Source organism: Nitrosospira sp. Nsp11, from assembly GCF_900142705.1.
GTDB lineage: Bacteria > Pseudomonadota > Gammaproteobacteria > Burkholderiales > Nitrosomonadaceae > Nitrosospira.
Map to the genome: position 1 here is coordinate 43,953 of NZ_FRBV01000018.1, position 10,619 is coordinate 54,571.

Here is a 10,619-nt window from a genome sequence, read left to right on the forward strand (position 1 = left end):
TTTCAATATGGTTCCAAGGTATTTTCCGCAGCGACCAAGGTTTCGCTTGATGCCATCGTCACCATTGCAAGTTCCTTTAAAAAAAATGTTTAAACTACCAGTCCAAATTAGACAAATTTAGTTCTCGATAGTTCGCAGCGTGCTGCTTATAACGATCGAATAATCCGCTTTCTTCGATAAAGCAACGATTTCAAACGATAATGTAAGCATTCGCAAACTCCTGTTTCAAACAATCAAGAACTTCCTGTTTCCCAAAGGATCTACTAGTCCTTGTTCGACTCAGCCTCTACAGTTTAGTTCCCCCTAATCACGTCGAGGGTATTTACTCCAGCCTTGCGCTTATTACGATAATTGCACTGATGGGGATAAACGAACAATCGGCTTGGGTCCCGGCGAGTCTTGTTGAGCTGGAACTATAAGAAAGCATTCCTGCCCATATAGCTCATATTTTCCGAAAAACCGGCACCAAAAACAAACCCCGCCGATCAGGCGGGGCGGGGTTTGTCCATGCGACTTACCTGATATCAATCAGCTAGCCTTGCAGCTTATTATTGTTTCTACGCTTTACCATACCACCCATCAACAACAGCCCTGCTACCAGCATGGCATAAGTCTCCGGTTCCGGAACGCTCGGCACTTGTGTCAAAGTAAAGGTGGAGGTGTTACCGGCGCCGGGATCGAACGGGCTCAGGTTAAAGGTCGCGTCGGCCACACCGCCAGCCGCTAAATTTCCGGTAAAGTTAAGGTTACGGGGACCACTTGAGCCATCGAGCGTAAAGTCACCAAACGTTGACTGATTATGGGCAGTAAATACAACGCCATTACCCTGGTTAACGTGAAAGAAACCACCCGCAAGACGAGCGCATGCCTGACCACTGAAGGCCGTCGATTTTTTGTGCAGGCGAATCAGGCGACGGTGGAGATAAAGCCGAATTTCGTCAGTGCCTTGATCCAGCGAGGGGCATTACGTTGTACTGAAAGCGCTTCATAGTCAGTGGCCGAATCCCGGTAGTGTTGGTTCCGCTTGAGCATGAAGAAGATGGTGCGCAATATTTTGTGTGCCAAGGCGACGATCGAGCGTTTGTGGCCACGTCGCACGATCAGCGCCTGGAACTTTGACTTGAAGACAGACGTGGTGCGGCTGGCGGCATGCGCGAATTCGCAAAGAAGCCGTCGGACATAGAGATTGCCTTTGCGGACACGACCTGATTTACACTTCCCCGCCGACTCGTTGTTGCCCGGACAGATGCCGACCCAGGACGCGAGTCGATCAGCGCTCCCGAAGGCATCCATATCGCTGCCGATTTCAACCAGTAGCATGGCCGCGCCGATCAGATCGACGCCAGGCAGGGTTTGCAGCAAGGCCAGGGCGTTGCGTTGGCCAGCCAGCCCTTCCAGCAGGCTGCCGCTGAGTACCGCGATGCTTTATCTTGCCATAGGGTTTGGCTTGGGTCCAGGAGAGCATGCAAAACGGGGGGGGAGGCTAGGCTGCCTTTTTAAGGTTTTCCGTGCCGGCCGATCGAAAGGCGGAATACCAAACTTCGCGCGCAGCCAGGAAGGCGAGGCATCACGCAATAGCTGCACGGTTGTGATGCCGACAGCATGCAGCTGCAGGCCGATACGTCGTCCCACGCCCCAGACTTCGCCTACAGGGGTTGTACGCCCGAACCCTCGGAATTTTTCTAATGCCGGTAGAAACAGGGAAAATTAGGACGAATCTTTCTTGCATGTAAATTTAATCAATTGATATTTATGCTATTAAATTTTCAGAATAACTTTAACCTAATCGATCTTGGATCAATTTTAGCTAATATAGAATTTCAATAACATATTGATTTAATATAACATTGAAAATTCCGCAGGTTTGGGCTTACCCCCATCTAGGCCCATTGGGAGCGAAGCTACAATCTGACGACATATAGGAACCCGCGACCGGAAGGTGATGACATGATTAGCGTAGCACCTCACAGAGATCGTTCATTCCGTCCCCATCGGAAAGATCCATTAATCTCAACAAAGGCATATCGGGTGCCATATGGGACAGCAGCATAAAGTCGTCGGCGACTCCTGCCCGCATTAGCTCGTTAACCTTGCTATCCAGCAATTCGGCAAGCGCTCGCCTTTGAGAAACACGATAGGTGTCATCACTGGCAGGTGCGGATCCGCCGCGAGGCGAGGCTGGCGTCAGATTGTAGCTTCGATCCCAATGGGCCTATTAAACTAAGCACCAACCTTGAGGACCATTTTCCCGAGCTTAAGAGCAGAGAAATGTCAGGAATTTTTACACTCTGCACGCCGCAAACCCAAGAGTCGACGAAACGGACGCTCACCTCGTTAGCCAGCGTCAAATCCATTGTCGCATGGCTGATCTGTCCTCCGGTATATTGGACGCCCGAACCCTCGGAATTTTTCTGATGCCGGTAGAAACAGGGAAAATTAGGACGAATCTTTCTTGCATGTAAATTTAATCAATTGATATTTATGCTATTAAAATTTTCAGAATAACTTTAACCTAATCGATCTTGAATCAATTTTAGCTAAATTAGAATTTCAATAACATATTGATTTAATATAACATTGAAAATTCCGCAGGTTCGGGCTTACCCCCATCTAGGCCCATTGGGAGCGAAGCTACAATCTGACGACATATAGGAACTTGCGACCGGAAGGTGATGACATGATTAGCGTAGCACCTCACAGAGATCGTTCATTCCGTCCCCATCGGAAAGATCCATTAATCTCAACAAAGGCATATCGGGGGCCATATGGGACAGCAGCATAAGGTCGTCGGCGACTCCTGCCCGCATTAGCTCGTTAACCTTGCTATCCAGCAATTCGGCAAGCGCTCGCCTTTGAGAAACACGATAGGTGTCACCACTGGCAGGTGCGGATCCGCCGCGAGGCGAGGCTGGCGTCAGATTGTAGCTTCGCTCCCAATGGGCCTATTAAACTAAGCACCAACCTTGAGGACCATTTTCCCGAGCTTAAGAGCAGAGAAATGTCAGGAATTTTTACACTCTGCACGCCGCAAACCCAAGAGTCGACGAAACGGACGCTCACCTCGTTAGCCAGCGTCAAATCCATTGTCGCATGGCTGATCTGTCCTCCGGTATATTGGACATGGCAACCCGTGGATGATCCGCTGGCACTGGCGCACGCTTAATCTTATTCCATAGTAGCTTTCCAGGTGTTGTGTCAGAAGCTTTCCACTCCATTCTCGTTCCGGATATCCGAGCAAGCATGGTGGCCTTTGCAAGTCGAGCACAAGGCCTTGCATCTGCTCGTCGGCCAGCCTAGTGCGGCGTCCACCCGAATGGTGATCACGTAATCCCTCCATGCCATAGTTAGAGAAGGCATGCACCCAGCGTTGGATCGTGCGCGGATTCTCGCCAAACCACTGTGCAACCTCGTAGCAACTGCGATTCTCAGCGACCAGCAATACGCAGTGCAAACGGTGTAGAAAATGCGGCTCACAGGAAGTTTTAACTGAGGCACGAATCAGCTCCCGAATCCAGTTTGCGTTGGGGAGACTGAGTTTTTGCAAGGCGTCAACCTACGTCGATGATTAGCTGCGGAGTTCGGTGCATGCGGCGATGATTATGTCGCAAGAAACATTGCAGCAATTGGGGCATGGTGATTGCTTGAAATATATCAGGATCTAAAAATTATTAATAAACTGCTAGCCGCGCCCCGTAGTTTTATCAGGCTTCGGGTTCCCAGGCCCCAGTTTTGGACCCCTAAGTCTCAGTTTCAGACTTCTAAGTGGACTTCGCTCGATTCCTCTCAGGAGCTATTAACCTTATCGGGCTGGAGGAAAGAAATATGTCTGCTATCACACACAAGACCTTCTATTGCACATTGGCCATGCTAGTTTTCACGGCGGCCACACCAGCGGCGAAGGCGGCAACACCCCTTACCCAGGCTCAATTGCTGACGGAACTTATGATAGAGAGCCAAGGAGATAACGCCGGCTATCTAGGGCTGATGTTCGGCCCTGATGCAAACAAACACACGTCACTTGTTGGGGTGTCGGTCTAATTGTGTACAACCTTTTATATAACGAATAACAATTTAGGAGGTATGTGATGAAAATACCAAAATACTTGTCGAGACTGTCATTGACTATGATCGTAGCGCTTTACGGCGCCTCCCCAGCATTGGCGACGCCATTTTTGGGTTCGGCGCAAAGTTTCGCGGTACTGGGCGCCTCGACGGTGACCAATACCGGTCCGACCACCATCTGGGGAGATCTGGGTGTCTACCCAGGCACTTCAATCACGGGCCTGGGGAGCATCACCCTCACAGGAACGGTACACCAAACTGATGCGGTCGCGCAGCAAGCTCAGGCTGATGCCCTCAGTGCGTACAATACTCTTGCAGCTCAGGCGGTCACTAGCGACCTAACGGGTCAGGATCTGGGTGGACTCACGCTCACTCCCGGCGTCTATTTCTTTTCGTCGTCGGCTCAATTGACGGGAACGCTCAATCTAGACGCCCAAAACGATCCCAATGCACTCTTCGTTTTTGAGATAGGAAGCGCGCTCACGACCGCAAGCAACTCGGTTGTCAACGTGCTCAATGGCGGTGCAAATAACGGCGTATTTTGGCAAGTCGGCAGCTCCGCGACTCTGGGTACCAGCACGCTCTTCGCAGGAAACATTCTCGCGGATCAGAGCATCACCCTGAATACCACCGCAAAGATTCTGTGCGGTAGGGCCATCGCGCTACATGCTGCGGTGACAATGGACACCAACACCATCTCCAACGACTGCACGGGCGGCGGCGACATAGGCAGCGGGCGCAATGACTTCGGCAGTGTCGGCTTCAGCGATTCCGGCGGCAGCGGCGGTGGTGGTCAGACCGTTCCCGAGCCAGCCACACTGGCATTGCTGGGCCTCGGACTTGTAGGACTCAGATTTAGTCGACGTTGGCACGGTTGAGATAAACAGTCCAATGACCGTAAGCGTCGACCAAACACCGTCCTTGACGAGCCGTTCAATGCATCGAATAAATGGAGGAAATGACTGAACGGCAGAACTGAAGATATCGGACGATCAGCGATATGTGTAAGGACGTGGCGCAGCCACGTCCTCGCGATCGACGCCGTTTAATTTTTCCGTACCAATGAGGGGGTAATCGTCCTTTTAGTGCGGTTGCATAGCCAAGGGAGCGTGCCACCATAAGGATAAAATTTAATCATGGCGCAATTTTCGCGCGCGAAAGTCCATCCCTTATCTACCAGAAGTGGCCCCAAGAATTTGAACAAACCCATAAGTGGAAAATCTGCTACCTTTTGATGGTCCCTGCGGGACTTTGATATGGAGCAGAGAAATGGCAAAAAGAGCAAGACGGACGCACTCAGCGGCGTTCAAAGCCAAAGTGGCACTGGCAGCGCTGGCTGGTGACAAGACGCTGGCCGAACTGGCGCAGCGGTTTGAAGTTCACCCCAACCAGATTACCGAGTGGAAACGGCAACTGGGCGAACGGGCCGTCGACGTGTTTGGCGGAGGAAGCACTGCGGCGGAGCCACCGGTTGATTTGAAGGTGTTGCACGCCAAGATTGGGCAACTGACATTGGAGAATGATTTTTTAGAAGGTGCGCTCACCAAGGTGGGATTGCTGAGCGCAAGGCGATGATTGACGTCCACCACGCACTTCCGATCAGCCGTCAGGTCCAGTTGGCCGGCATCAACCGGGGCAGCGTGTATTATCTGCCCAAACCAGTCAGCGCCACGGATCTGGCGCTCATGCGCCGCATTGACGAATTGCACCTGGAACATCCGTTCATGGGCGCGCGCATGCTGCGCGACCAACTACGAGCGGGTGTACTTGCATGCCTATGACTCGATCGCTGAAGCCAGAGTATCCATTATGCAATACATGGACTGGTACAACCGATCCAGGCCACATTCGAGCCTGGGCAAGAAAACGCCTGATGAGGCTTATGCCGCGATGCTGCCGACGGTTGAACTGGCAGCGTGAGAACCAGCAGAGATTCCACTTAAAATGTTCAGGTTGTTGTTCAAACAATTGAGACCACTTCTCAAAATACCTGCTTAAGCCGCACGGGAATTAGCGAACTGGGTAAGGACAGATTTTTGAGAAACGCCAATACAATAATTTTCTATCGACCGAAAAAGCGGCGAAATATGAACCGGCCAGATACTTTTGCAGCCGATTTCCTTAGGGGATGCCGTGAAAAGGGTTGTTTAACCGAAACTTAGGAGAAGGCGCGACGCCCCGCCATACGCGGGGTTTGTCTTTTCTGGCGATTGCTCAATGAGTGATTGAGCAGAGAAGTCTGCATCGCTCCACACATAGGAGCCATACAGCACAAAGCCCCAGCTTGGGGTTGGGGCTAAACGCTTTGATTTTGGTTGCGGGGGCAGGATTTGAACCTACGACCTTCGGGTTATGAGCCCGACGAGCTGCCAGACTGCTCCACCCCGCGTCAGAGGAATACGATTATATCAACCTACCCATGGCAAGGTCAAATCTTATTGCTCCGTAAACTTGGACTGGGAACTGCCATAGATAGTCTGGTTTTACGAAAAAGTTTTCTTTTCTTGACTTAAGCTACTAAAGCTTGGCCTATATGTCGTTAAGGGTAAAAAAATGTCCAAATATGGCCGTTCGAATTACAGCAACCCTCAAGCCCAACACGGAGCACCGCGTCAGTATTATATTGCGCGCTATTTCTCCCTGAATTCCCGCTGCAAGCCGATATTTTCCGAAATGAACCATTTCATGTTTCTTATGAGAGTTAGCGCACAGATATCGACGCAAAGTAGCAGCAAAATTTGCGGTTTAAGGCCTGAGAATTTGCCATTGCTCAAACTCGCCATCAATCAGCTAGGTTACAAGGATAGTCGGCCAATTGAATATTCAAGCAATATGATCACTGAAACCGACATTCATAACGCAAAAATCCTGATCGTTGACGACCAGGAATCAAATGTCCATCTCCTGGAAAGCGTGTTAAACACTGCAAACTACACTTCCATCAGTTCGACGATGGATCCCTATAAGGTTTATGAATTGCATCGGCAGAATCATTATGATCTGATTTTGCTTGATCTCAAAATGCCTGGCATGGACGGATTTCAGGTGCTGGAAGCCTTGAAGGAGATCGAAGCGGACGGATACCTCTCCGTACTGGTCATTACCGCTAATCCTGACTGTAAGCTCCGCGCCCTCCAATCCGGGGCAAAAGATTTCGTCAGTAAACCGTTTGATATGGCCGAGGTGCTTGCCCGGGTTCACAATCTGCTGGAAGTGCGTTTGTTGCATCAGCGGTCGCGCAGTTATGCTAAAACCCAGGAATTCATGGCACTGCATGACCCTTTGACTGGGCTTTCCAACAGGCGGCTTCTGGTGGAAAGAGTCTCCCAGGCAATTATCCACGCAAAAAGATACGACAGCATCATGGCGGTTATATATCTGGATCTGGATGGCTTCAGGCAGATCAATAACACCCTGGGTCACGACGTCGGCGATTTGCTTCTAAAATTGGTCGCAGCACGCCTGGTGGCGGCTGTGCGCCAGGAAGATACCGTAGCGCGACTTGGCGGTGATGAATTTGTGATCGCAATGCCGCATGTCAGTAACGTCAATGGTGTAACACTTGCGGCGGAAAAAATTATCAAAGTGCTGTCACAACCTTATAATATTCAGGGGAATAATGTTTGGGTCACAGCGAGTGCGGGTATCGGTCTTTATCCGTTCAATGGCAAAGATGTCAATACGCTTTTGAAAAATGCGGACGCAGCTCTGCTGGATGCCAAGCAAGCAAACAAGAATACCTATCGAATTTCGGAGCGAGCATATATGTGATGGCCAATTCTGTTTCGCGTAAACTCGCGAGCTCGATTCGAGTTTGGCAAAGTATTTCCGTGTCAACAATATAAATTTGTCAGGAAAGAATATTGCGGAATATGGGTATCGAGTTCGCGGTGCCCGTTTCGCTCCGATGTTTATCCCGGACAGACGTGCTAGTAGGTCCGACATTTCTGGTCGGAGATGGCAAAAGTCAGTTACGGAGAAATAGTCGCTTTTACCATTACCATCTACAGAACGATGGAGTATCTTAGGCAAATTCGAAAAAAATCGATTAATTGCCAGTGAATAGGGAACAGAAAATGATTAGTACTCCCGACATTCTTAACGCTAAAATCCTGATTGTCGATGATCAGGAAGCTAATGTCCGGCTGCTTGAGCAAATGCTGAGCGACGCACGTTATACCTGTATTGCCTCGACAATGAATCCACGCGAGGTGTCCGGGCTCTATCGCCAGAACCGTTATGATCTGGTTCTTCTCGATCTGCAAATGCCGGGCATGGATGGCTTTCAGGTGTTGGAAGCCCTGAAGCAAATTGAACCGAAAGGCTATTTGCCAGTACTCGTAATCACTGCCCAGCCAGGTCATAAGCTGCGAGCGCTTCAGGCCGGTGCGAAAGATTTTGTCAGCAAGCCATTCGATCTGGTCGAAGTCCAGACACGTATCCACAACATGCTGGAAGTACGCCTGTTATATAAGCAACTCGAGAATTATAATAAAAAGCTGGAACAAACCGTGGCGGAGCGAACTGCGGAACTACGCGAGAGCGAAGCGCGCTTTCGCCGGTTGACCGAACTGGCGTCTGACTGGTACTGGGAACAAGACGAGAAAGGTCGTTTTACCAAGGTTTATGGACCCGTCCTTGATATGCTCGGGATCGGGGTTGATAAACTGATGGGTGAGCATAGGGAAGATAGTGGAACGCGCTGGAATGAATCCGAGTATGCAGCATTCAAGGCAAATATCACGGCACGACGGCCTTTTATCGATTTTGTCTACAGCCGCACTAAAGCCGATGGCTCCAAACAATATCTGATGGTTAGCGGAGAACCGATGTTCGACTCGTCTGGCCGCTTCACCGGTTATCGCGGAATAGGTAAAGATGTTACCGACAGCATGCGGTCAAAACAAAATTCATAACCTTGTTCCGATCCCTGAATAAATCCCGGGTTTACCAGTAGCTAGTATTACAACACATAACTAACGAAACATTTGCTATGCTGTCGCATACTTATCCTGTGACGAGGAGTTGGCCATGCGACAGACTGAATTGCATCTTACCGACAAGGATCGCGAATTGATTGAGTCGTACCGTGCGAGCGGTTTACACCATGCCCGGGAAGTCAATCGGGCACACGTCCTGTCCGCCCTGGACAGGGGCATACCGGAAGCCCAGATCATGGCGGTTCTCGGCATGGGCCGTACCGCTATCTGGAGAATACGGGCGGCATACTTGGAAGGCGGCGCGGAGCATGCGTTGCATGACCTGCCACGCCCCGGCAAACCTCGACGGTACGATATGGGCATCGAAGCCAGGATTTGCACCCTGGCTTGCTCGCAACCGCCGGCCGGCGCCAAGCGATGGACGCTTGAATTGCTGGAGCAGGCCGCGCAAGCGCAGGCGGGGGTTGGCCCCATCAGCCGCGAGACCGTCCGCCGGTTGCTAAAAAAAAAAATGCATCAAGCCGTGGCGCAAGCTGATGTGGTGTGTCGGCACATTGACGCAGGAGTATCGGCAACGCATGTACGATCTGCTCGACCTCTACGCTCACCCGTTGCGGCCGGGCGAACCCGTCGTCTGTCTGGACGAGAAGAGCAAGCAGTTGCTCAAGGATTCTCGTGCGCCTTTGCCGATGCGTCCCGGAACACCTGTGCGGCTGGATTATGAATACGTGCGTGCCGGTACGTGCAACCTGTTTGTGGCCGTGGAGCCCAAGGGTGGCCAGCGAACCGTCAAAGTCACCGATCGCCGCACCAAAGCCGACTTCGTGACCTTCGTCCAGTACTTGCTCCAGCAGGTCTATGCCAAGGCGAAGCGCGTCCATTTGGTGCTGGACAACCTCAATACCCATTTCCGCAAGGGCTTCGAGGAGATGCTCGGCGTCAAGGAAGCCCGCGCGCTGTTGCGTCGAGCCGTATTCCACTACACGCCGAAACACGCCAGTTGGCTCAACATGGCTGAAATCGAATCGGCATCCTGGATCGCCAGTGTCTGAATCGGCGTCTGCCCGATCGAACCACGCTCCCCACCGAAGTCGATGTTTGGCAGCAGCGCCGCAACGCCGAATGCCGTTGCATCGAATGGTCATTTACCCGGCGGGATGCGGACAAGAAAATGGCGCGGCATTATGTTTCTTAATTAGTCGTCCCTGAAAAACCTCATCTTTAACAAACTTCCATCATTAATCGATGGTTCTCTTCATTTTGTTTTTGTCCGAGGCATTGCAAGCATTCCAGGATTTGGGCGTACAAAAGCGCCAACCGGCGCAGGATTTTGCGCAGGTTGTGCCCAGCGCCACATAACAAGGCGTTCATGGCATCCCCTCGGGCGCCCTTGAGGAAGTTTCTCCCCAGGCGCCCATCTGCTTTCATGTGCCCAATCACCGGCTCCACGGCATTACGGCGCTTGAGCTTCTTCCTGATGGCTGCGGTGACACCCCGTTTGGCACCAGCGATCCACACCTTAAGCCCGTCCAGGGCGATGCCGTGGCCCCGATAGCCCCGGTCCACGTACGCTTCCCGCGGCATCATTCCCGTCAGCCGCTGGGTCTGCACCAATGA

General features: G+C 51.4%; 8 protein-coding genes, 1 tRNA gene and 5 pseudogenes. 9 read left to right on the forward strand and 5 right to left on the reverse strand.

Annotation, left to right across the window (positions count from 1 at the left end; genetic code table 11):
* Window positions 1-532: 532 nt before the first annotated feature.
* Both BUA28_RS16340 and BUA28_RS14335 read right to left on the reverse strand, forming a co-directional pair.
* Complete coding sequence (locus BUA28_RS16340) at window positions 533-712, reverse strand: PEP-CTERM sorting domain-containing protein (RefSeq protein ID WP_072768796.1); 180 nt, start codon at window positions 710-712, stop codon at window positions 533-535.
* Between the two features lie 194 nt (window positions 713-906).
* Window positions 907-1,404, reverse strand: a pseudogene (locus BUA28_RS14335) (transposase); the annotation flags it as partial.
* 1,594 nt (window positions 1,405-2,998) lie between these two features.
* Here BUA28_RS14335 and BUA28_RS16345 point away from each other — a divergent pair.
* Window positions 2,999-3,163 carry a hypothetical protein gene (locus BUA28_RS16345; protein ID WP_256325366.1) on the forward strand — a complete coding sequence of 55 codons (165 nt, stop codon included), beginning with the start codon at window positions 2,999-3,001 and terminating at the stop codon, window positions 3,161-3,163.
* 33 nt (window positions 3,164-3,196) lie between these two features.
* Here BUA28_RS16345 and BUA28_RS16475 read toward each other — a convergent pair.
* Window positions 3,197-3,544, reverse strand: a pseudogene (locus BUA28_RS16475) (helix-turn-helix domain-containing protein); the annotation flags it as partial.
* Window positions 3,545-3,822: 278 nt separating this feature from the next.
* Here BUA28_RS16475 and BUA28_RS14345 point away from each other — a divergent pair.
* From BUA28_RS14345 to BUA28_RS16480, 4 genes and pseudogenes are all read left to right on the forward strand, one after another.
* Window positions 3,823-4,038, forward strand: coding sequence for a hypothetical protein (locus BUA28_RS14345; RefSeq protein ID WP_072768798.1), 216 nt, complete (start codon window positions 3,823-3,825; stop codon window positions 4,036-4,038).
* A gap of 47 nt (window positions 4,039-4,085) precedes the next feature.
* Entirely contained in the window at window positions 4,086-4,940 is an 855-nt protein-coding gene (locus tag BUA28_RS14350; RefSeq protein WP_072768799.1) for an ice-binding family protein, read from the forward strand.
* Between the two features lie 391 nt (window positions 4,941-5,331).
* Window positions 5,332-5,822, forward strand: a pseudogene (locus BUA28_RS15660) (transposase); the annotation flags it as partial.
* A gap of 49 nt (window positions 5,823-5,871) precedes the next feature.
* The gene (locus tag BUA28_RS16480; RefSeq protein ID WP_371915226.1) at window positions 5,872-5,982 is read left to right on the forward strand and encodes an integrase core domain-containing protein; all 111 of its coding nucleotides are present in this window, start codon (window positions 5,872-5,874) and stop codon (window positions 5,980-5,982) included.
* Window positions 5,983-6,374: 392 nt separating this feature from the next.
* Here the strand turns inward: BUA28_RS16480 and BUA28_RS14370 are convergent.
* A tRNA-Met gene (locus BUA28_RS14370) sits at window positions 6,375-6,451 on the reverse strand.
* A 443-nt stretch (window positions 6,452-6,894) separates the two neighbouring features.
* Between BUA28_RS14370 and BUA28_RS14375 the strand changes: the two genes are divergently transcribed.
* From BUA28_RS14375 to BUA28_RS14390, 4 genes and pseudogenes are all read left to right on the forward strand, one after another.
* Window positions 6,895-7,833 carry a GGDEF domain-containing response regulator gene (locus BUA28_RS14375; protein WP_072768810.1) on the forward strand — a complete coding sequence of 313 codons (939 nt, stop codon included), beginning with the start codon at window positions 6,895-6,897 and terminating at the stop codon, window positions 7,831-7,833.
* 305 nt (window positions 7,834-8,138) lie between these two features.
* Window positions 8,139-8,978 carry a response regulator gene (locus BUA28_RS14380; RefSeq protein WP_072768801.1) on the forward strand — a complete coding sequence of 280 codons (840 nt, stop codon included), beginning with the start codon at window positions 8,139-8,141 and terminating at the stop codon, window positions 8,976-8,978.
* 115 nt (window positions 8,979-9,093) lie between these two features.
* Window positions 9,094-9,492: pseudogene (locus BUA28_RS16350) on the forward strand (helix-turn-helix domain-containing protein); the annotation flags it as partial.
* A 46-nt stretch (window positions 9,493-9,538) separates the two neighbouring features.
* Window positions 9,539-10,054, forward strand: coding sequence for an IS630 family transposase (locus BUA28_RS14390; protein ID WP_083570042.1), 516 nt, complete (start codon window positions 9,539-9,541; stop codon window positions 10,052-10,054).
* A gap of 169 nt (window positions 10,055-10,223) precedes the next feature.
* Here BUA28_RS14390 and BUA28_RS15990 read toward each other — a convergent pair.
* A pseudogene (locus tag BUA28_RS15990) lies at window positions 10,224-10,619 on the reverse strand (IS5/IS1182 family transposase); the annotation flags it as partial.